Here is a 19,117-nt window from a genome sequence, read left to right as displayed (position 1 = left end):
ACCCCGAACAGATGATGGCCAGGCCACTGGATGTGCTCCGCGAATCGCTGGAGCACGCGCAACGGATCAATGCGATGCAGCAGGTGCAGTGATGGCAGACGAAGAAAAGAAAGTGAAAACTCCGGTGCTGATCACGGGCATCGATGAACTGTCGCCCAAACTTGGCGCCCTTCGGGCAAAGGTCGAGAGCTTCAAAAAGAATCTCGAACAGACGGGCCTCGGCAAACTGGACATCAGCGGTCTGTTCAAGGGCGGCAGCGTGATCACGCCGTTCGTGGACGGCATCAAATCGGCGGGCGCCTTTCAGGGCAAATTGGCGGAAGTCAGTGAGACTGCGAAAACCGTTGATCTGCCTGCCGCACCGAAGATTGCCGCGCAGAACATGAATGTGTTCAGTGCGTCGATGGAGAAGGTTTCGACGGCAGTGAATGCGGCACTGGTGCCGGCGGTCGGTGCGGTGGTGATCGGCCTTGAGCCGATGCTGACTGGTTTCGGCAGTTTGCTAAACGACAACCCGAAACTGGTGGAGGGACTCGCGGCGGGCGCCATTGCCTTCTCGGCGATGCAAACCGCCGTGACTGGAGCAACGCAAGTTCTCGATGTCATGAGCATGGTGCTCAAGACCAATCCGATCATGCTGATTGCCATGGGCATTGCCGTCGCGGCAGGGTTGATCATTGCCAACTGGAAGCCGATTTCGACTTTTTTCGCTGGGCTCTGGCAAAAAATTGTCGAGTATTGGGCGCCCATCAGCGGTGTGTTCTCGGCGATGTTCGATCGGGTCAAAGCGGTCGTCAGTGCCGGATTCGAATTCCTCAAGGCGTGGTTTGCCTGGACGCCTTACGGAATGATCCTGAACAACTGGGGCGCGATCACCGGTTTGTTTTCGGCGATCTGGGATCTGCTCGTGGCACTGACCGTACCGGTCAAAGCCGTGTTGCGAGAGATGTTTGATTGGGTGCCGATGGATGCCATTGCGGCGGGCTGGGCGCTGATACCGGAAGTTTTTTCGGACTTGTGGGAAGACATCAAGCTGGGGGTCGATGATTTCTTTATCAGTCTCGGTGAAAAATTCACGTGGTCGCCGATGCAGAGTTTGAAGGAAACCTGGGATTCGGTAAGCGGTTTTTTTAGCAAGAAAGCGGAAGAAATCAGAGCAATCATGGCGCCGATTCAGGAGTTTCTGGGCGGCAGCGTCGGTGGCTTCATTGGCAAAATCACCGGCAAGGTGGAGAGCTTCACCGAGGAGCAAAACAAAACCAATGCTGAAGGCAAAGGTGAATTTGCACCGTTCTTTGGTGGTACCTATGAACCTGCGCAAGGTGCGCTGACGACGCCTGGCGGCGTCGCACTCAACTTGCCGCTGGCGCAATCAACACACTCCAGCTCGTTGACTCAATCCTCAAGCACGCTGATCCAGCAAAGCGCCGCCAACAACCGCACGCAACTCGAAGGCGGCCTGACCGTACGCTTCGAAAATGCGCCGGCCGGGCTGCGTACCGATCAACCACAAACCAATCAACCGGGGCTGGCGCTGTCTTCGCGCATCGGCTACCGCTCGCTTTCGATGGGAGGTTCCAATGAACTGGCGTGACCGTTTGTTGCCGGCATCCTTTCGGGGTGTCGGTTTCTGGATCGACCAGGCGAAAACCCCTGTCGGTCGTAAAGGTCAGTTGCATGAGTACCCGCAACGTGACCTGCCGTTTTTCGAGGACCTCGGCCAGCAGGCCAAGACCCATGATCTGACGGCGTTCATCATCGGCCCTGATTGCCTTGAACAGCGCGACAAGCTGCTCAAGGCGCTGGAGCAGGGCAGCGGTGAACTGGTGCATCCGTGGCTGGGACGGCTACAGGTCAAGGTCGGCGAGTGCGATATGACCCACACCCGCCAGGACGGCGGGCTGGTGACCTTCGCGCTGAAGTTCTATCCCGATCAACCGTTGCCGTTTCCAACCGCAACAGTCAGTACGCAGAAAGTGTTGCTAGCCAAAGCGGACACGCTGCTCGGTTCGGCGGTCGCGCGCTTCGAGCAGGCCATGACCCTGATCAAGGCTGCGCGGATCGGCATTGCCAATCTGCGCAACAGCCTGACCGGGGTTTACGAGGTAATCAAAGAGCAGCTCAAACCATTGATTGAGCAGTACAAAGAAATCACTGAGCTGGTCAAAGCTGTGAAGGAGTTGCCCAAGGAAGTGGCGGCGGAGTTCAAGGGCCTGCTCGGCGATATCAAGGAGCTGAAGTCGTTTGCGAAGGAGGGTTACCGTGGCGTGATTGCCGACGTGTCCCAACAACTCGAGGCGATCCGCAAGGCTGACGCACCCAAACTCACCACCGGCAAGGACACTACGGCGGCGGCGCAAGCCATGACCGATCTGGTGCAGGACACCGTGTTGGTGAAAGTGGCGCAGTGGGTAGCGTCGATGCCGGTGGCGACGCCGCCGGTCAAACTGCAAACCACCCCTTCGCTGGATCAGCAGACTCATCAACCGGTGACTCGTCAGGAAGTGCCGGTTACTGATGATATGCAAGCACTGCGTGACGCGGTGGCAGCAGCAATCAACCCGATGCTGGACAAGGCCGGCCCTGCGCATTTTCAGGTCATCAATGATGTGAAGGATGCCTTGAATGCGCACCTCAAAGTGGTGGCTTCTTCGGGGGTGCGGTTGGTCAGCAAGTCCTTTCAGGAAAGCCTGCCGGCTCTGGTGGTGGCTTATAAGCAATTCGCGGATGCCACGCGAGTGACGGAAGTGACTCAACGCAATGGGGTTGCCCACCCGTTGTACCTCCCGCCCAACGATGTAAAAGTCTCCAGGGAGTGAGTCATGACCGAGATGGATAACCGCGTCACGCTAAGCGTCGGTGACATGGAGTATGGCGGCTGGAAAAGCGTGGAGATCACGGCTGATCTGGAGCGTCAGTTCCGCACTTTCAAACTCGACATTACCTGGCAATGGCCGGGGCAGACGCTGGATCAGCGGATCAAACCCGGCGACCCGTGTGAAGTGCGGATCGGCAAGGATCTGGTGCTCACCGGTTACGTGTTCAAGGCACCGATCAGCTACGACGGACGCCAGATCAGTCTGAGCATCGAAGGCAGCTCCAAGACTCAGGATCTGGTCGACTGCGCGGCCACCAACCGGCCGAATCAATGGCAAGAACAACCGTTGTTGACCATCGTCCAGGCACTGGCGATGGAGTATTCGCAGTCGGTGGTCAACGAAATTCCCGAAACCGCACGATTGACCAAACATACGATCGTGCCGGGTGAAACGGTGTTTCAGTCGATCGACCGATTGCTCTCGCTGTTGCGGGTGTTTTCCACTGATGACGAGCAAGGCCGGCTGGTGCTGGCCAAACCCGGCAGCGGTGGTCGGGCCAGCGATGTACTGGAGTTGGGCAAAAATGTCCTGTCGGCGAATGCGCCGATGGATTACAGCCAGGTGTTCTCCGAATACCGGGTGATCGGCCAGCAAAAAGGTTCGGATACCAAGAGCGGCAGGGCGGTCAGCGAAGTTGAATCGACGGCTGCCGATCTGTCGTTCAAACGTCGACGGACCACAGTGATCAACGAAGGTACGCAACTGACCTTGGAGCTGGCGCAGCAACGCGCCCAGTGGGAAAGCGCCACCCGTATGGGCCGGGCGCAGAGCACCACCTATCAGGTGCAGGGCTGGCGCCAGTCCAACGGTGATTTGTGGCGACACAACACGCTGGTGCGAGTGAAAGACTCAGTACTTCAGTTCGACGGCGACATGCTGATCTCGAAAGTCACGTACTCACTGTCGGCACAAGGCTCGATCACCACGCTGCATGTCGCGCCACCGCACACCTTCGACGCTAACCCGACACCCCCGAAAAACACCACAGCCTGATTTTTCGCAGACACCATTGGACCTTGTGGGAGCGGGCTTGCCCGCGATAGCGGTGGTCGCTGCAACACTTCTTTGCCTGACACGCCGCCATCGCGGGCAAGCCCGCTCCCACAGGGTTTTCATGTGTCTGGCAGAATCCCGAGGACAACTCATGAGCCTACTGACACGCCTCCTGGCGCGCGGCACTGTCGTGCTCGCCAATTCGGCATCCAAGCTGCAATCGCTGCAAATGCGCCTCACCGCCGGCGAAGTGAATGACGACATGGAGCACTTCGAACCCTACGGTTTTACCAGCAGTCCGCTGGCCGGCGCCGAGGGTGTCGTGACGTTTATCGGCGGTGACCGTTCGCACGCCATCGCGCTGGTGGTCGCCGACCGCCGCTATCGTCTGCAATCGCTGCAGTCCGGCGAAGTGGCGATCTACACCGACGAAGGCGACAAGATTCATTTCAAGCGTGGCCGGGTCATCGACATCGAAACCGCCACCCTTAACATTCGCGCCAGCAGCGCGGTAAACATCGACACGCCGGTCATTAATCAGACTGGCAAGATCGTCTCCACTGGCGATCAGATCGCTGGCGGCATCAGCCAGACCAACCATATGCATGTTGGCGTGCAACCGGGTAGCGGGCAGAGCGGCGCACCAGCGGGAGGTCAATGATGTTTATCAGCCAAAACCTGCACGCCGCACTGACCCGCGCCGTACTCATCAGCCTGTTCACCTGGCGCCGAGCCGCCGATGACGACGCCCTCGACCACGAGGAACGTTTCGGCTGGTGGGGTGACACGTTTCCCACCGTCGCCGATGACCGTATCGGTTCGCGGCTGTGGCTGCTGCGCCGGGTCAAGCTGACCCGACAGACCCAGATGGACGCCGAGTTCTATGCCCGCGAAGCCCTGCAATGGCTTATCGACGACGGCCATTGCAGCGCCATCGACATCATCAGCGAACGCCTCGACGCCCAGCGCTTGAACCTGCGCACGGTTTTGACCCTGGCCGATGGCGAACGTCTGGACATCAACCCCGATAACAGTTGGCAGGTGATCTATGCCGTTTGAAACCCCTTCGCTACCGGTGCTGATCAAACGCGCCCAAAGCGACCTGGCCAGCGATTCGCTGCGCCAGTCCGATGCGCAAGTACTGGCCCGCACGCTTGGCGGCGCTGTTTATGGTCTGTACGGTTATCTCGACTGGATTTCCGAGCAGATCCTGCCCGACTCAGCGGATGAATCGACTCTCGAACGCATTGCTTCATTGCGTTTGAACCAGCCGCGCAAACCCGCGCAAGTTGCCAGCGGTACCGTCAGATTCAATGCCAGGATTGGTGCAGTGCTGGATGTCGATACGCTGTTGCAAGCGAGCGATGGGCGTACCTACAAGGTGACGGCCTCGAGTGTCCTGCGCCACGGTATCAACAACACCAGCATCGCTGCACTCGACGCCGGTCCTGTGGGCAATGCCGAGGCCGGACTCACGCTCAGCCTGGTGCAAACGATTGCCGGCATTGTCGGCAACAGTTTCGTAGTCCTGCCACCCGGGCTCACGGGAGGGGTGGCTGAGGAAAGTCTCGAGTCGCTGCGCGCCCGGGTGATTCGCTCCTACCGTCTGATTCCTCATGGCGGTTCAGCGCAAGACTACGAAACGTGGGCTCTGGAATGCCCGGGTGTTACCCGCGCCTGGTGTCGTGGCAATTTCCTTGGGCCGGGCACTGTCGGCGTGTTCGTGATGCGTGACGACGATGTACAGCCCATTCCAAACGAAGAGCAACTGGCGCAGGTTCAGGCCCACATCGAACCGCTGCGTCCGGTGACTGCCGATGTCAATGTCATGGCGCCAGTGCAAGTACTGGTGAACTACAAACTGCGTATCACCCCGGATACCAGTGCTGTCCGTGCGGCAATCGAAAATCAGTTGCGTGATCTGCACAACCGAGAGGCGGGGCTGGGGGAGACGTTGTTGCTGAGTCATATCAACGAGGCCATCAGCAGTGCAACGGGTGAAACAGATCACTCGCTCGTTTCGCCATCGGAAAACGTCACGGCTGCCAGCAATCAACTGCTGACTTTCGGGGGGTGCGAATGGCTGTCTTGAGAAGTGCCACGCAGTACCAGAACCAGTTGAGAAGCCTGTTGCCCAGTGGCCCGGCCTGGGAGCCAGAGCGCGTCCCGGAGCTGGACCGGGTGCTCGAGGGCATCGCGCAGGAACTGGCAAGACTTGATGGACGTGCAATTGATTTGCTCAACGAGATGGACCCGGCCGGCGTCAGCGAATTGGTGCCGGATTGGGAGGCAGTAATGAACTTGCCGGACCCTTGTCTGGGCGCCACACCACTTTATGACGACCGACGCCTTGCAGTGCGCCGGCGGTTGCTGGCGGTAGGCGGTCAGACAGCGGTCTATTTCGTCGAAATTGCGCGTACCCAGGGATATCCAGACGCCACGGTCTCCGAACTACGGGTTCCGCGCATGGGGCGTTCGCGTTTCGGCCAGGCGCACTTCGGTACTTGGCGGGCGCAGTTCATGTGGATCCTCAATACCGGAGGGCGCCTGTCGAGCGGGCGCCGTTTTGGCGCCAGTTACTGGGGCGAACGCTTCGGCATGAATCCAGGCTCGGCGCTGGAGTGCCTCATTCACCGCAGTGCACCGGCTCATACCCAGGTGTACATCAATTACGATTAAGGACTGAATAATGGATTATCCAAAAAGTGTGCCCAGCGTTGGGCTGGTCAATGGCAAGTTTGTCGATGAAAATCCGGTAGCCGGAACCCCTGGATCGCTGATCCCTGCTGTATGGGGAAATTCTGTTACCGAGGAATTGCTGGGTGTAATCAAGGCCGGTGCGCTGACACCCGACGAGGCCAATCTCGGGCAGTTGCTGGTGGCGATACGCAAGATCAATCAGGCTGGTCTCATCGATTTTGCCCTGGACACCGGTACGGCGAATGCCTACGCAGCAACCTATTCACCTATTCCGACCACGCTGGTCGATGGGATGGTTTTGCGGTTCAAGGCACTTAATACCAATACCGGAGCCAGTACCTTCTCCGTGGCCGGTTCGATTGCCAAACCCATTGTCGGCGTCGACCATACCCCCCTTCGCTCCGGTGAAATCGTTGCGACGGGAGACGCCTGGGTGCAGTGGAACAGTTCTGTGGGCAGCGGTGCCTGGATTCTGATCGCCAGTACTGGCGTTGCAAGGCAACTGGGGGCTGATGTCGGTGATGTGAAAGCCGTTGCCACCGTAGACGCCCCCAGTGGTTGGCTCAAGTGCAGCGGGCAGCCTGTGTCGAGGACTCAGTACGCCAATCTGTTTGCCGCGATTGGGACCCGGTTTGGCGCTGGTGACGGTGTCAATACCTTCAACGTACCGGAACTTCGTGGCGAGTTTGTCCGCGGTCTGGACGATGGTCGCGGTGTCGATCCAGGTCGAGTACTCGGCAGCAAGCAGGCGGGGCAGAATGCTTCCCACACTCATGATGTGTCGGCGGCCGCTGCTGGCAACCATGCCCATGCGGCACGCACAGATGCTGCCGGATTGCACTCTCACGGTGGCGCTGTTGTTGGCGGTGGTGCGTTCAACATCGATGTGGTCATGGGGGGGCAGGGGGTTATCAACGGTGGTAATACGGCGGGTTCCATCATGGGGTCCAGTTCGGCCCCTGCCTACAACCGCAACTTTACTACCAACGCACCGGCGCACTCGCACGGCATCGTCGCGGATGGCAACCATGCGCACAACGTAGGAGTGGATGCCGCGGGTCAACACACGCATACCGTCTCTATCGCCGCGTCGGGTGGTAATGAAGCGCGACCGATGAACACGGCCTTGCTGTATGTCATCAAGTATTGAGGGCTCGATACCGCGGTCTATAGGTGGCCCAGGCAAATAGCCCCGGACAGCACTCCTGAAAACTCTGGCAAAAAAAGGCTGGCAGGCATTGTCCGCCAGCCATGATTCAATCGGAGCATCCAGGGAGGATCACGCATTATGCAAATAACTGAAAACAACCTTTTAAACATCATGCCCAACGCCCGCAGCCAAGCGGGCGTTTTTGTTTCTTCACTCAACACGGCCATGACCCGCCGCCACATCGACACGCCCAAACGCATCGCCGCGTTTCTCGCACAGGTCGGTCATGAGTCGGGGCAACTGCGATACGTGCGCGAACTGGGCAACAACCAATACCTGAGCAAGTACGACACCGGTACCTTGGCCTTGCGTCTGGGCAATACGCCCGAAGCCGATGGCGATGGGCAAAAGTACCGTGGACGCGGCCTGATCCAGATCACCGGCCGCAACAACTATCGCCAGTGCAGCCTCGGGCTGTTTGGCGATGAGCGTCTGTTGTCCTTGCCCGAACTGTTGGAACAGCCGCAATGGGCCGCCGAATCCGCAGCATGGTTCTGGGAACAGAACGGCTTGAACGAACTGGCCGACCGTGACCAGTTCAACACCATCACCCGCCGAATCAACGGCGGGTTGAACGGCTTGCAGGATCGTCTGGAAATCTGGGCGCGGGCGAGGGCGGTGCTATGCCAATCCCCTGGCGAGTAATCGGCGTTGTGTTGTTGGCTGTCGGTGCTGCGGCACTGGCCTGGCAGTTTCAGGACTGGCGCTACGGTAAACAATTGGCCGAACAGGCTCGATTAAACGCCGAAACGCTGAATCAACTGACTCTGACCGCCGCCACCGCGCAACAGGCCGAGCAGGATAAACGTCTGGCCCTTGAGCAACGTCTCTCAGCCAGTGAACAAACCCATTATCGAGCGTTGAACGATGCCCAACGTGATCAGGATCGCCTGCGCGATCGCCTTGCCACTGCTGATCTGCGCCTGTCAGTCCTCCTCGATGCCGGCGACGTTGCCGCAGGCGTCGGGGTGCCAGCCACCGCCGGCCCCGGCGGCGTGGATCATGCAGCCGTACGCGCCCGACTTGACCCAGCGCATGCTCAACGAATTATCGCCATCACCGACACCGGTGACCGTGGATTGATCGCCTTGCAGGCGTGTCAGGCTTATATCAGAGCGCTCGCGCCGGTACATTTTGAATAAGCTTGTGTATTGAAAGCGCAACCGGCTCGTGTACGGTGGGACTCATTCCATCTGATCCGGAGCGCGCCGTGAAAGAGATCACCCAACTGGCTGCCGAACTTGGCCGACGCCTGCAAGTGCTCAATACCCATGTCACCACCGCCGAGTCGTGTACCGGTGGAGGGATTGCCGAAGCCATCACCCGCATTCCTGGAAGTTCGGCATGGTTCGAGGCCGGGTACGTGACTTATTCCAATCGCCAGAAAACCCAGCAACTCGGTGTGCCGCCAGCATTGTTCGAAACCGTTGGCGCGGTCAGCCGCGAGGTCGTCGAGGCCATGGTGATCGGCGCTCAGGAAAAAAGCCTGGCGCGGTTCGCCGTGGCGGTCAGCGGTGTGGCCGGGCCGGACGGTGGTACGCCGAACAAACCGGTGGGCACGGTCTGGCTGGCATGGGGTGTGGATGAAGCGGTTTCCAGCGAGGTCCAGCATTTCGCCGGGAACCGTGATGAAGTCCGCCGACAAACGGTGAAGGCCGCGCTAGAGGGGCTCCTGCGACTAGCGGCACGAGAAATCGAAAATCAGGGGTAGGCGATCCGTGAACGCTGTGGAATAATACTGGCTACTTATACAGGTGTTGGCCGTCAGGCCTTATTGATTACGTGAGGACTTTAATGGACGACAACAAGAAGAAAGCCTTGGCTGCGGCCCTGGGTCAGATCGAACGTCAATTCGGCAAGGGTGCCGTGATGCGTATGGGCGATCAGGACCGTCAGGCGATCCCGGCTATCTCCACCGGCTCTCTGGGTCTGGACATCGCACTCGGCATCGGCGGTCTGCCAAAAGGTCGTATCGTTGAAATCTACGGTCCTGAATCTTCCGGTAAAACCACACTGACCTTGTCCGTGATCGCCCAGGCTCAAAAAGCCGGCGCGACCTGCGCATTCGTCGATGCCGAACACGCCCTCGACCCTGAATATGCCGGCAAGCTCGGCGTAAACGTTGATGACCTGCTGGTTTCCCAGCCGGACACCGGCGAGCAGGCTCTGGAAATCACCGACATGCTGGTGCGCTCCAACGCAGTAGACGTGATCATCGTCGACTCCGTGGCTGCACTGGTTCCGAAGGCTGAAATCGAAGGCGAAATGGGCGACATGCACGTGGGCCTGCAAGCCCGTCTGATGTCCCAGGCCCTGCGTAAAATCACCGGTAACATCAAAAACGCCAACTGCCTGGTGATCTTCATCAACCAGATCCGCATGAAGATCGGCGTGATGTTCGGTAGCCCGGAAACCACCACCGGTGGTAACGCGCTGAAGTTCTACGCTTCGGTCCGTCTCGACATCCGCCGTACCGGCGCGGTGAAGGAAGGCGACGAAGTGGTTGGCAGCGAAACCCGCGTCAAGGTTGTGAAGAACAAGGTGGCTTCGCCGTTCCGTCAGGCCGAGTTCCAGATTCTTTACGGCAAAGGCATCTACCTCAACGGCGAGATGATCGACCTGGGTGTGCTGCACGGTTTCGTCGAGAAGTCCGGCGCCTGGTATGCCTATGAAGGCACCAAGATCGGTCAGGGCAAGGCCAACTCGGCCAAGTTCCTGGCAGATAACCCGGAAATCGCAGCCAAGCTCGAGAAGCAACTGCGTGACAAGCTGCTGACCCCAGCGGCTGACACCAAGGCTTCGCCGGTCAAAGAGACTGCCGACGACCTGGCCGACGCTGACATCTGATTGCAGCGATGAAAACCGTCGTACTCGATACTCTCGTCGCGGTGCGACGAACTGCCATGGACCTGCTCGCTCGACGCGAGCACGGTCGAGTCGAGCTGACACGCAAACTGCGTCAGCGCGGCGCCGAGGCAGAGATGATCGAAACAGCCCTCGACCGATTGACGGAAGAGGGACTGCTTTCCGAAGCCCGTTACCTTGAAAGCTTTGTGTCCTATCGTGCCCGTTCCGGCTACGGCCCTTTGCGGATTCGTGAAGAGCTGAGCCAGCGCGGTTTGCAACGTCCTGACATCGAACTCGCCCTGCGCGAGAGCGGTATCAGTTGGCAGGCACAGCTTGAAGATACCTGGCGACGCAAGTTCTCCGGACACTTGCCCATCGATGCCAAGGAACGAGCCAAACAAGGTCGCTTCCTGGCCTATCGGGGGTTTTCGATGGAGATGATCAGCCGCTTGTTCAGCGGCAGAGGGATGGACGACTAAGTCGATTCAATAAAAAGCGGCCCACTATTTCGGTAGTGGGCCGTTTTTTTTGCCTTCAAATTACCTTTGACGGTTCACGGCTGCGTAGCGTGGTTTGCGGTTTGGCATCAACCCAGTTTTCCGGCAGGTTTATGTAATCCACCAGTTCGCGCAAGCGCCCGTGATTGCGGGCGTTGAATGCGAAGGCCAATCGCGCCAGATGACTGAACTGTGCGTCGTCGTGTTCCTCGCCGCTGTAGGCGTGTTGATGGAATTGATCGCTCAGGCACAGGTCGGCAAAGGCCTCCTGCATGTGCTCAAGCGCCTGGTCGTTGAGCTTGTGATTCATCCGAATGACGAACTGTTTTTTGAGCCAGCGACTGGAGTGGAAGTTGCTGTAGAACTGATTGATCTGCTCTACCGCCTCTTCGACGCTGTACACCAGACGCATCAGTTGCATGTCGGTCGGCAGAATGTAGTGGTTGTCCGCCAGTTGTTGGCGGATGAAATCCATCGCGCCTTGCCAGAACGTACCGCCCGGCGCATCCAGCAGAACCACGGGTACCAACGGACTTTTGCCGGTCTGGATCAACGTCAGCACTTCCAGCGCTTCGTCCAGCGTGCCGAACCCGCCCGGGCACAGCACCAAGGCATCGGCTTCTTTGACGAAAAACAGTTTGCGGGTAAAGAAGAAGTGGAATGGCAGCAGATTTGCGGTGCCGTCCACGGTCGGATTGGCATGCTGTTCGAAGGGCAGGGTGATGTTGAAGCCGAGACTGTTATCGCGTCCGGCACCTTCGTGAGCCGCCGCCATGATGCCGCCGCCGGCACCGGTGATGACCATCATCTCCGAGCGTGCGAGTGCGGCGCCGAGTTCTCGCGCCATGGCGTACAGCGGATGTTCGACCGGCGTACGTGCCGAACCGAATACGGTGACCTTGCGCCGACCCCGGAATTGTTCAAGCACGCGGAAGGCTTGCTCCAGTTCTCTAAGGGCTTGCAGGGTGATCTTGGCGTTCCAGCGGTTGTGATCTTCCTGGGCCATGCGCAGCACGGTCAGGATCATGTCGCGGTAAATCGGGATGTTCGGGCTGTTGGGTGAAACCAGGTTGAGTTGTTCTTCGACCTTGTTGATGAGGTCGGGGCCGCTTTCCTGAAAATGACGGCTGAGGAGGTCATTCGGTTGGTAAGGCATTCAACTTTCTCCTTCTGAAAATCTCGCACTGCAAAAGACGCGCTGCCGACAGCTCCTTTTCTGCCGTGAAAAAATCAACGGGGATACTTTGAATCGAGCCTCTTGCGAAGATTGGCACTGCTTCAGACATTGCGCCGCGATGTCTTGGCTGGCAACTGCTTATTGCATCTTTGCGAAGTGTTTTCACCGCTCGTCTGAACGTGCAGCGGCGCGCAAACGCTCTGATTTACTAACTTAAAGGCACCGTACGACAACTTTGCGTCAATGACCGTACGCAGGGTGCACGCTATTCAAGGAATTGCGGGTAGCAAGGAGGCGCTGGACATGGCCAAAGTGGTTCTGGAGATCGATACGCAGCTGTATCGGATGTTGATAGCCGCTGCCGAGACCAATCATGTGAGTCTCGAAGAGGAATGCTGCCGGCGTCTGGCAGGCGGGGAGCGCCGTTCGCACTATCTGCAGGCCTTGTTGGCCGAACTGCGCGCCGAGGATGAACAGCGGCGCGCCAATTCCAGATGATTACTTCTTCTTCGCCGGGGCGGCTTTCGGGCAATCCGATTCCTGATAACTGGCAGAACCGATCGCTTTGTTGGTTTTCACTTCGCTGAAGTCGTAACGCATGATCGCGCCCTTGGCCATCAGCTTGCGGTAGGACGGGTTGTTGCAGACCGAAGCGCCAAGCTGGAAGTACACGGCTTTCGGATCGGCGCGCATCTTGTCGGCATGGCTTGATTGCACGCTCAAGTGGTTGATCAGCGTGGTGCCTTCGACGGTGTAGCCCTGATCGAGAATGTCTTCGCTGATCGCCCGTGGCGTGCCGGCACTGCTTTGTGCAGCGACGTTGCGCAGCTCTCGGTTCAGATTCTGCTCACTCAAGGACGCCGCTTGAGCGCTGAAGGACGACGCCAGCAGAATGGCAGCGGTGGGAACGATAAGGCGCAGCATGAAACTCTCCTGGTTCAGTGACTGGTGGTTCGACCAGTCACGTGACTGTGCGTTCAGTGGCGGCGAATTATAGGGGAGCCGGTCGGGCCGGTACAGGCTTGTACCGGTTGCTCTGGTAAACTGCCGGCCTTTATTGCCGCGCCGAGTGCTGTTCGTGTCGAGTTTTCCTGTCTTTGGGCGTTACCCATGCTGAATCATGCCCCCAACGCCGTCGCCCGTCTGCGCGACCAGCGTGAAGATGAAGGCATCAAGCCGATCCAGGCTCGAGGCTTTCGCTCCGAGCGCTGCCGCGATTGTCGGGTGATCATCAGTCATTGCCTGTGCGCCTGGCGTCCGACCGTCGAGACCCGCTCCGGGGTGTGCCTGATCATGACCGGCAAGGAAGTGTTCAAGCCGAGCAACACCGGCTGGCTGATTGCCGATGTGGTGCGTGATAACCACGCATTCATCTGGTCGCGCACAGAACCTGACGAGCAAATGCTGGCGCTGCTCAATGATCCGCAATGGCAGCCGTATCTGGTGTTTCCCGGTGAATACGTCGAACCGTCGCGGGTGACCAACAGCGTCGATCTCGATAGCAGCAAGCGTCCGCTGTTCATTCTGCTGGATGCGACCTGGACCGAGGCGCGCAAGATTTTCCGCAAGAGCCCGTACTTCGACCGCTTGCCGATCCTCAGCCTGCTGCCCGACAAACTGTCGCGCTATCGCTTGCGCCGCTCGACCCGCAGCGAGCATCTGTGCACCGCCGAAGTGGCGGCGCTGTGCCTGGAACTGGCGGGAGATACCGATGCCGCCTCGGCACTCGACGCTTATTTCGACGTGTTCAGTCAGCATTATCTGGGGGCCAAACAACAGCTGGACATGAATGAGTCGACGCCGGCCCATGCCGAGCTGCAACCCTTTATACGAAAGCCGCAGCCGGTCTTGGCCCAATAGTGGCCCATACTGCATACAGCAGCGGCCGTGCTGCTTGACCACCCCGGCTTCGCTGGGCATGCTTGGCGCCGATTGGGTACGGCCAAGGTTTGATACGCCGTTGTATTGAGGTGATTGGCTCAGTGATTGGCGTTGAACGTGCCCCTGTGGATACCGCTTTAAAAGCGGCATCTTGAGTTGCTTTGGTCAGCCCCGAATGCATCGGGTCTGCCATCAAAAAACAGGATCATTTGAAAAATGGCCACATACGACATCCTGATTGCCGATGATCACCCCCTGTTTCGTAGTGCATTACATCAAGCAGTGACGCTGGGCCTTGGCCCGGATGTGCGGCTGGTGGAAGTGGCGAGCATCGCCGAACTGGAAGCGCGTCTGACCGAAAAATCCGATTGGGATCTGGTCCTGCTGGACCTGAACATGCCGGGAGCCTACGGTTTTTCCGGGCTGGTGCTGTTGCGCGGGCAATACCCGCAGATTCCAGTGGTAATGGTCTCGGCCCAGGAAGAAGCGGCGATCATGGTCAAGTCCCGTGAGTTCGGGGCCAGCGGATTCATTCCCAAGTCCAGCGATCTGAGCGTTATCCAGAAAGCGGTTCGTGCAGTGCTCGACGGCGATGTGTTCTGGCCGCCGCAGGCGTTCGAAGCGGTGAGTGTTTCCGACGAGGCCAAGGCTGCCAGCGAAGGCCTCGCCAGCCTGACACCTCAGCAGTTCCGCGTGCTGACCATGGTCTGCGAAGGGCTGCTGAACAAGCAGATCGCCTATGAGCTGAGTGTGTCGGAAGCGACCATCAAGGCCCATGTCACGGCGATATTCCGCAAGCTGAATGTGCGCACCCGGACTCAGGCTGCATTGCTTCTGCAACAACTTGAGTCAATTGCGAGCCATTAAGGGCTGGCAAATTCACGCTTTTTTGACTTTTGTTGATCTAGCTTCCTCACTTCTTTTTTGTCGGTTACTTAATTTATGTCACCTTTCAAAGGCCAGACCGGTCTGAAACGCATCCTCAACGCCTCCGGTTACTCGCTGGATGGTCTGCGCGCGGCCTTCACTGGCGAAGCTGCATTCCGCCAACTGGTGCTGCTTAACGTGGTGCTGATTCCGCTGACGTTCTTCCTGAATGTCAGCCGTGTCGAGCAGGCGTTGCTGATCGCCGTTTGCCTGCTGGCATTGATCGTCGAGCTGCTGAACTCGGCAGTCGAGGCGGCCATCGACCGTATTTCGCTGGAACTGCACCCGCTGTCGAAGAATGCCAAGGACATGGGCAGCGCCGCGCAGTTCGTGGCGTTGACCATGATCGCTCTGGTGTGGGCAGTGATTCTGCTTTAAGCGATGCTTGGCAGGACGATCTCGTCGCTGCGCTGCACCCCGGCGGTGAAGGCGCGGCACAGTTCGAGAAACTCGCGCATCGCTGAAGTCTGGTACTTCTGCTTGTGCCAGATGAAATAGAACTGCCGCGCCAGGTCCAGATCCGGCGTCTCCACCGGCACCAGACTGCCGCGCCGAAAGGCGTCGCGCAGCGCCAGACGCGAGATGCAGCCAATCCCCAGGCCCGATTCCACTGCGCGTTTAATCGCTTCGGTGTGTTCCAGCTCCAGACGAATGTTCAGCGCACTGCGATGGTGACGCATCGCCTGATCGAAAGTCAGGCGCGTGCCGGAGCCCTGTTCGCGCAAAATCCATGCTTCATGAGTCAGTTCCTGCATGGTCGCGCTGCCGCGTTTGGCCAATGGATGCTGGGGCGCGCAAAACACCACCAGTTCATCTTCGACCCAGCTCTGCACTTCGATGTCCGGGTGGCTGCAATCGCCTTCGATTAGACCCAGATCAATTTCGTAGTGGGCAACTTGTTGCACGATATTGGCAGTGTTCTGTACGTGCAGCTTTACCTGACTTTCCGGGTGGCGCTGCATGAAGCTGCCGATCAGCAGGGTCGCCAGATAGTTGCCGATGGTCAGGGTCGCGCCCACCGACAGCGAGCCGAAACCGGATTTGCCGTTGAGCAGGTCTTCGATTTCCTTGGACTGATCGAGTAGCGCTACCGCTTGCGGCAACAGTTGTTTGCCGAGCGCATTAAGGCTCAGTCGTTTACCGGCGCGGTCGAACAGCTGGCAGCTGGACTGGCGCTCCAGTTCGGTGATCGAGGTGCTTGCCGCCGACTGCGAGAGGTTGAGCAGACCCGCAGCACGGGACACGCTTTCCTGCTGGGCGACGGCGACGAAGACTTGCAGTTGTCGAAGAGTAAATCGCATATCGATATAACCGATAACCCTTATCTTAATAATCCAGTTAACAGATATTGTCACTGCTATTAGAATGCGATGCAATTGCGCACATCTCTCTTGGCGCAGAGCATGCGCAAACAATTTCCAGGAGTCCCACGTACATGAGCAACATGAACCACGAGCGTGTCCTCAGTGTTCACCACTGGAACGACACTCTGTTCAGCTTCAAGTGCACCCGCGATCCGGGCCTGCGCTTCGAGAACGGTCAGTTCGTGATGATCGGCCTGCAACAGCCCAACGGCCGCCCGCTTATGCGCGCTTACTCGATTGCCAGCCCGAACTGGGAAGAGCATCTCGAGTTCTTCAGCATCAAAGTGCCTGATGGTCCGCTGACTTCGCAGTTGCAGCATCTGAAGGAAGGCGACGAGATCATCATCAGCAAGAAGCCTACCGGCACGTTGGTGCTGGACGACTTGAAGCCTGGCAAACATCTTTACCTGCTCAGCACCGGTACCGGCCTGGCGCCGTTCATGAGCGTCATCCAGGACCCGGAAACCTACGAGCGTTTCGAAAAAGTGATCCTGTGCCACGGCGTGCGTTACGTCAATGAAGTCGCTTACCGCGAGTTCATCACCGAGCACCTGCCGCAGAACGAGTTCTTCGGCGAAGCGCTGCGTGACAAGCTGATCTACTACCCGACCGTGACCCGTGAGCCGTTCGAGAACGAAGGTCGCCTGACCGACCTGATGCGCAGCGGCAAGCTGTTCAGCGACATCGGTCTGCCACCGATCAATCCTGAAGACGACCGCGCCATGCTGTGCGGCAGCCCGAGCATGCTCGACGAGACCAGCGAAGTGCTGAACAGCTTCGGCCTGAAAGTTTCGCCGCGTATGCGCGAGCCGGGCGATTACCTGATCGAGCGAGCATTCGTCGAGAAGTAAGCCGTCCGCAATACTGAAAAGCCCGCGTTGCCTTCACAGGCAACGCGGGCTTTTTTGTGCCTGGCGGTTAAGGCGTGACCGGGATCACTTCGAGGACGCGGATCTGCTCAGGCGTCGGGTAATGCCAGCGCACGTCCAGATCCCAGAACTGCGCACCGTATTCGCGCTCGGGCGCTGGCGTCTGATACGCCGGGCGCGGGTCTTGAGCCAGGCATTGCTCGATCAGTTGCACCAGTGGTTCATCGAGTCGCTGGGCGTGCAGGTGTGCCTGTTGCAACGCGTTATCTGTCCATTGCACGTCGATCAACTGCGGTGCGGCGCTGGCGATGGTGTTGGAGGCATTACCGATGATGTCGGCGTAAGGCACGTAGGGTTTGATGTCGAGCACCGGAGTGCCGTCCAACAGGTCGATCCCGGAAATGAACAGTCGACCCGCCTCGGCCTTGTCCAGTTTCACCACTGACTGGCCAATGCCATTCGGGCGATGGGTGGCGCGGGTGGCGAAGACGCCCATGGACTTGTTACCGCCGAGTCGGGGAGGGCGCACCTTTAGGCGTGGTTTTTCTTCCAGCGCCTGATGGAACAGAAACAGCAGCCAGACGTGGCTGACCTGCTCGAGGCCTTGCACGGCATCACCCTGGTCAAACGGCGCCACCAGTTCCAGCACGCCACGGGCGGCCGGGGCCAGTTGCGGCTGGCGGGGGATGGCGAACTTCTCCTTGAAGCAGGAGCGGACGAAGCCGATGGGGGACACGCTGTAGGTCATGGTCTGGGGTCGAGGCGGGAATCAGGGCTGGCATGATAACCCGTTCATCCTCGACTCTGGTGGTGACTGGGTGGACGCCTTCGCGGGCAAGCCACGCTCCCACAGGATTTGTGTCGTGCGCCAAACCTGAGTTCACTGAAAATCCCTGTGGGAGCTGGCTTGCCAGCGATAGCCTCACCGCCGATTTCAGAGACTGAACCCGCCATCGAGAGGAATGATATTTCCCGTCATATAGGCCCCCGCCGTACTCGCCAGACTGATCGCCAGCGCCGCCATTTCTTCCTCGCGCCCCCAGCGCTTCATCGGGATCAGCGCCGTGTCCTCGGCCAGCGCCTGCTCATCGTTGCCGATATGCTGGGTCATCTTGCTCGGAAAACGCCCCGGCGCGATGACATTGACGTTGATGTGTTGGCTCACCAGTTCCCGCGCCAGAATCCGCGACAGCTGATGCAGCGCCGCTTTGCTCGGCCCATAGGCATAAGCCTGTTCGCCGAAAGATGAGATGGCCGCTACCGAACCGATGTTGATAATCCGCGCCGGATTCGCCGCCGAACCACCCTTGCGCAGCAGCGGCAGGAATTGCTGGATACAACTGAACACCGACGTCACGTTCAGTTGCATGACCTTTTCCCAACCCTTCACCGGATAACTCTCCAGTGGCGCACCCCAAGTGGTGCCGGCGTTGTTCACCAGAATGTCCAGATGGGTGATCTGTTCAGCGAGTCGTGCAGCCAATTGCTGCACGCCTTCCTCGGTCGCCAGATTCGCCGCCACACCGTGGCAGATGCCCAAGGCGCTGAGTTCTTCAGCAGTCTGATGACAGGCCTCGGCATCTCGTGAGCACACATACACGCTGGCGCCGGCCTCGACGAAGGCTTTGGCGATCATTTTGCCGATACCACGGGTGCCGCCGGTCACCAGAGCGGTGCGGCCTTGCAGGGAAAAGTACGGGTGCATGGCGAATCCTGAGAGCTGGGGTTCAGTACACCCTAGCCGTCGGCCGCGAAAAGCGGAGCCACTATTTT

Annotated in this window: 23 protein-coding genes; 18 read left to right on the top strand and 5 right to left on the bottom strand. The window is 58.8% G+C overall.

The features are described from left to right. Window positions 1–91 precede the first annotated feature (91 nt). The 13 genes from ACTWLJ_RS01000 (at window position 92) to recX (ending at window position 11,108) form a co-directional block, all read left to right on the top strand. Window positions 92–1,594, top strand: coding sequence for a phage tail protein (locus tag ACTWLJ_RS01000; protein WP_445179552.1), 1,503 nt, complete (start codon window positions 92–94; stop codon window positions 1,592–1,594). Beyond that, a complete protein-coding gene (locus tag ACTWLJ_RS00995) occupies window positions 1,581–2,819 on the top strand; it encodes a DNA circularization protein (RefSeq protein WP_401217971.1) in 1,239 nt (412 codons plus the stop codon). The genes ACTWLJ_RS01000 and ACTWLJ_RS00995 overlap by 14 nt, the downstream gene beginning before the upstream one ends. 3 nt (window positions 2,820–2,822) lie before the next feature. Continuing rightward, on the top strand, window positions 2,823–3,872 hold the full coding sequence (locus ACTWLJ_RS00990; protein ID WP_445179551.1) for a phage baseplate assembly protein: 1,050 nt from the start codon (window positions 2,823–2,825) through the stop codon (window positions 3,870–3,872). A gap of 151 nt (window positions 3,873–4,023) precedes the next feature. Beyond that, window positions 4,024–4,533 (top strand): phage baseplate assembly protein V, encoded by a 510-nt coding sequence (locus tag ACTWLJ_RS00985; protein ID WP_445179550.1) that lies wholly within the window; start codon window positions 4,024–4,026, stop codon window positions 4,531–4,533. Further along, window positions 4,533–4,931, top strand: coding sequence for a phage GP46 family protein (locus ACTWLJ_RS00980; protein WP_445179549.1), 399 nt, complete (start codon window positions 4,533–4,535; stop codon window positions 4,929–4,931). The genes ACTWLJ_RS00985 and ACTWLJ_RS00980 overlap by 1 nt, the downstream gene beginning before the upstream one ends. Then, on the top strand, window positions 4,921–5,964 hold the full coding sequence (locus tag ACTWLJ_RS00975; protein ID WP_445179548.1) for a baseplate J/gp47 family protein: 1,044 nt from the start codon (window positions 4,921–4,923) through the stop codon (window positions 5,962–5,964). Before ACTWLJ_RS00980 ends, ACTWLJ_RS00975 begins: the two co-directional genes overlap by 11 nt. Further along, a complete protein-coding gene (locus ACTWLJ_RS00970; RefSeq protein ID WP_401217981.1) occupies window positions 5,952–6,551 on the top strand; it encodes a YmfQ family protein in 600 nt (199 codons plus the stop codon). The genes ACTWLJ_RS00975 and ACTWLJ_RS00970 overlap by 13 nt, the downstream gene beginning before the upstream one ends. 10 nt (window positions 6,552–6,561) lie before the next feature. Then, window positions 6,562–7,722, top strand: a complete 1,161-nt coding sequence (locus ACTWLJ_RS00965; protein ID WP_401217983.1) for a phage tail protein — start codon at window positions 6,562–6,564, stop codon at window positions 7,720–7,722. 138 nt (window positions 7,723–7,860) lie between these two features. Then, window positions 7,861–8,427 (top strand): glycoside hydrolase family 19 protein, encoded by a 567-nt coding sequence (locus ACTWLJ_RS00960; protein WP_445179547.1) that lies wholly within the window; start codon window positions 7,861–7,863, stop codon window positions 8,425–8,427. After that, window positions 8,406–8,924 (top strand): lysis system i-spanin subunit Rz, encoded by a 519-nt coding sequence (locus tag ACTWLJ_RS00955; RefSeq protein ID WP_445179546.1) that lies wholly within the window; start codon window positions 8,406–8,408, stop codon window positions 8,922–8,924. The genes ACTWLJ_RS00960 and ACTWLJ_RS00955 overlap by 22 nt, the downstream gene beginning before the upstream one ends. A 68-nt stretch (window positions 8,925–8,992) precedes the next feature. Further along, window positions 8,993–9,493: a CinA family protein gene (locus tag ACTWLJ_RS00950; RefSeq protein WP_445179545.1), complete on the top strand. Its 501-nt coding sequence runs from the start codon at window positions 8,993–8,995 to the stop codon at window positions 9,491–9,493. An 83-nt stretch (window positions 9,494–9,576) separates the two neighbouring features. Next, on the top strand, window positions 9,577–10,629 hold the full coding sequence (recA, locus tag ACTWLJ_RS00945) for a recombinase RecA (RefSeq protein ID WP_445179544.1): 1,053 nt from the start codon (window positions 9,577–9,579) through the stop codon (window positions 10,627–10,629). An 8-nt stretch (window positions 10,630–10,637) separates the two neighbouring features. Beyond that, window positions 10,638–11,108: a recombination regulator RecX gene (gene recX / locus ACTWLJ_RS00940; RefSeq protein ID WP_445179543.1), complete on the top strand. Its 471-nt coding sequence runs from the start codon at window positions 10,638–10,640 to the stop codon at window positions 11,106–11,108. 55 nt (window positions 11,109–11,163) lie between these two features. Here recX and ACTWLJ_RS00935 read toward each other — a convergent pair whose 3' ends face one another. Further along, complete coding sequence (locus ACTWLJ_RS00935) at window positions 11,164–12,282, bottom strand: LOG family protein (RefSeq protein ID WP_445179542.1); 1,119 nt, start codon at window positions 12,280–12,282, stop codon at window positions 11,164–11,166. 324 nt (window positions 12,283–12,606) lie between these two features. On the opposite strand from ACTWLJ_RS00935, the gene ACTWLJ_RS00930 reads away from it, so the two are divergent. Next, window positions 12,607–12,801 (top strand): hypothetical protein, encoded by a 195-nt coding sequence (locus tag ACTWLJ_RS00930; RefSeq protein WP_445179541.1) that lies wholly within the window; start codon window positions 12,607–12,609, stop codon window positions 12,799–12,801. Here the strand turns inward: ACTWLJ_RS00930 and ACTWLJ_RS00925 are convergent, their stop codons facing one another. Next, window positions 12,802–13,227, bottom strand: coding sequence for a PA3611 family quorum-sensing-regulated virulence factor (locus ACTWLJ_RS00925; RefSeq protein WP_401220946.1), 426 nt, complete (start codon window positions 13,225–13,227; stop codon window positions 12,802–12,804). Between the two features lie 189 nt (window positions 13,228–13,416). Between ACTWLJ_RS00925 and ACTWLJ_RS00920 the strand changes: the two genes are divergently transcribed. The 3 genes from ACTWLJ_RS00920 to ACTWLJ_RS00910 all read left to right on the top strand — a co-directional run bounded on the left by ACTWLJ_RS00920 (window position 13,417) and on the right by ACTWLJ_RS00910 (window position 15,489). Then, window positions 13,417–14,163, top strand: coding sequence for a tRNA-uridine aminocarboxypropyltransferase (locus tag ACTWLJ_RS00920; protein WP_401220970.1), 747 nt, complete (start codon window positions 13,417–13,419; stop codon window positions 14,161–14,163). Window positions 14,164–14,400: 237 nt separating this feature from the next. After that, window positions 14,401–15,051, top strand: coding sequence for a response regulator transcription factor ErdR (erdR, locus tag ACTWLJ_RS00915; protein WP_401220949.1), 651 nt, complete (start codon window positions 14,401–14,403; stop codon window positions 15,049–15,051). A 75-nt stretch (window positions 15,052–15,126) separates the two neighbouring features. Further along, window positions 15,127–15,489 (top strand): diacylglycerol kinase, encoded by a 363-nt coding sequence (locus ACTWLJ_RS00910; RefSeq protein WP_129390014.1) that lies wholly within the window; start codon window positions 15,127–15,129, stop codon window positions 15,487–15,489. On the opposite strand, the gene ACTWLJ_RS00905 is transcribed toward ACTWLJ_RS00910, so the two are convergent. After that, on the bottom strand, window positions 15,486–16,412 hold the full coding sequence (locus ACTWLJ_RS00905; RefSeq protein ID WP_401220952.1) for a LysR family transcriptional regulator: 927 nt from the start codon (window positions 16,410–16,412) through the stop codon (window positions 15,486–15,488). The genes ACTWLJ_RS00910 and ACTWLJ_RS00905 overlap by 4 nt on opposite strands. Window positions 16,413–16,546: 134 nt before the next feature. On the opposite strand from ACTWLJ_RS00905, the gene fpr reads away from it, so the two are divergent. Further along, on the top strand, window positions 16,547–17,326 hold the full coding sequence (fpr, locus tag ACTWLJ_RS00900; protein WP_003189055.1) for a ferredoxin-NADP reductase: 780 nt from the start codon (window positions 16,547–16,549) through the stop codon (window positions 17,324–17,326). A gap of 67 nt (window positions 17,327–17,393) precedes the next feature. On the opposite strand, the gene tsaA is transcribed toward fpr, so the two are convergent. Together tsaA and ACTWLJ_RS00890 are read right to left on the bottom strand one after the other, a co-directional pair. Further along, a complete protein-coding gene (gene tsaA, locus ACTWLJ_RS00895; RefSeq protein WP_445179540.1) occupies window positions 17,394–18,092 on the bottom strand; it encodes a tRNA (N6-threonylcarbamoyladenosine(37)-N6)-methyltransferase TrmO in 699 nt (232 codons plus the stop codon). A gap of 186 nt (window positions 18,093–18,278) precedes the next feature. Then, window positions 18,279–19,049 (bottom strand): SDR family oxidoreductase, encoded by a 771-nt coding sequence (locus tag ACTWLJ_RS00890; protein ID WP_445179539.1) that lies wholly within the window; start codon window positions 19,047–19,049, stop codon window positions 18,279–18,281. Window positions 19,050–19,117 lie beyond the last annotated feature (68 nt).

It is taken from the genome of Pseudomonas sp. McL0111, assembly GCF_052567255.1.
This window is presented reverse-complemented; position numbering and strand designations above follow the sequence as displayed.